The sequence below is a fragment of the Mesorhizobium sp. M2A.F.Ca.ET.042.01.1.1 genome (genome assembly GCF_003997405.1).
In the GTDB taxonomy this organism is placed as follows: Bacteria; Pseudomonadota; Alphaproteobacteria; order Rhizobiales; family Rhizobiaceae; genus Mesorhizobium.
Window position 1 is genome coordinate 1 of record NZ_RZRX01000497.1, and the last position, 2,010, is coordinate 2,010.

Genomic DNA, 2,010 nt, shown 5'->3' on the forward strand with positions numbered 1-2,010 from the left:
CTTCCAATACAACGGGGAAGCGCAGTTCCAGCACCTCGGGGTCGGTGAGGCGCGAGTTGGTCATGTGGGTGTGAACGCCGGAGGTGCCGGCAAAGCCGCGTCCCGAATTCATCCGTCCGGCCGGCGAGCCGGAGCAGATCGTCTCGTAATACTGGTATTTCTTGTTGCCGAAGGTGAGGTTGTTCATCGTGCCTTGCGCGTTTGCCATGGCGCCCATCGCGCCGAACAGCGCGTTGGTGACATGCTGCGAGGTCTCGACATTACCCGCGACGACGGCGGCAGGGTAGGCGGGCTTCAGCATCGAGCCGTCGGGGATGACGATGTTGATCGGCCTGAGGCACCCGGCATTCATCGGGATCATGTCCTCGACCATGACGCGGAAGGCATAAAGCACGGCGGCGCGGGCGACCGGCTCCGGCGCGTTGAAATTGTTCTTCATGACAGGCGAGGTGCCGGTGAAATCGACGGTCGCCTCGCGCTTTTGCCGGTCGACGGTGATCTTTACCCTGATCACCTGGCCGGTATCGGTCGGATATTCGTAGGCCGCGCTGTCGGGAAGCCGCTCGATCACGCGGCGCACGCTCTCGGCGGCATTGTCCTGGACGTGGCCCATATAGGCCTCGACGACATCGAGGCCGAAATGCGCGACCATCTTGCGCAGTTCCGCCACACCCTTTTCGTTGGCGGCGATCTGCGCCTTGAGGTCGGCGATGTTCTGGGCGGGATTGCGCGCGGGGTAGGGGTGATCGGTCAGCAGCGTCTCCAGCTCCTTCTCGCGGAAGCGGCCGCGATCGACGATGCGGAAATTGTCGAACAGCACGCCTTCCTCATCTACCGTTGTCGCCAGCGGCGTCATCGAGCCCGGCGCGGTGCCGCCGACATCGGCGTGGTGGCCGCGCGAGGCCGCCCAGAACAGGATCTCCTTGCGCGCATCGTCGAAGACAGGCGTCACCACCGTGATGTCGGGCAGATGCGTGCCGCCATTATAGGGCGCGTTGAGCGCGAAGACGTCGCCGGGATGGATGTCGCCGGAATTCAGGCGGATGACGGTTTCGACGGAACGGTCCATGGAGCCCAGATGCACCGGCATGTGCGGCGCATTGGCGACCAGCGCGCCATGGCGGTCGAACACGGCGCAGGAAAAATCGAGCCGCTCCTTGATGTTCACCGAATAGGCGGTGTTCTGCAGCGTCACGCCCATCTGCTCGGCGATCGACATGAAGAGGTTGTTGAACACCTCCAGCATCACAGGATCGGCCTCGGTGCCGAGCGCCGCGGCACGCACTTTCCGCTCCGTGCGGCGGATCACGACGTGGTTGAGACCGGTGATTTCGGCGCGCCAGCCTGGCTCGACGACGATGGTCTGGTTCGGCTCGATGATCAGCGCGGGGCCGGCGACCGTGTTGGACGGCTTCAGGTTTTCACGGCGATAGACGTCGGCCTCGTGCCAGCGGCCCTCGGTATAGATGCGCCGGCTTTCCGAAGGCTTGGGCTCGACTCCTGCCGCTCCGTCAGGGGCGGAGGTTTCAGCCTTGTCCTGTCGAGCGGCCTCCATGCCTTCGACGGCGACGGTTTCTACGACGATCGGCTTGTCGTCATAGACGAATCCGAACTGCGTCCTGTGCGCGGCCTCGAAATCGCTTCTGGCGCGGAAGATCGAGCCATGCTCGAAATTCACTGGCAGTGCCGTGTCGGTGCCGTCGTAGCGGATATGCAGCACGGGCCTCGTTGAAAGCGCCCCCTCGGCAATGCCCTGTTCGCCGAGTTCGGCGACGACCTCGCCGCGCAAGGCCGCGATAAGCGCCTCGATCGCCGATCGCGATTCCTCGGCAAGCGGCTGCAGCAGGCCCTGCTGGCGCGAGGCGAAGACCGACGAGAGGCCGATGCCGTAAGCGGAAAGCAGGCCGGAAAAGGGATGGATCAGCACGGCTTCCATGCCGAGCGCGTCGGCGACCAGGCAGGCGTGCTGGCCGCCGGCGCCGCCGAAGCAGTTCAAGAGATATTCCGTGA

At 64.4% G+C, this 2,010-nt stretch carries 1 protein-coding gene; it reads right to left on the reverse strand.

The genetic code is table 11. The features are described from left to right. Window positions 1-2,010, reverse strand: a 2,010-nt coding sequence (locus tag EOA23_RS34180; RefSeq protein ID WP_189341822.1) for a hydantoinase B/oxoprolinase family protein, incomplete at both ends; no start/stop codon positions are given.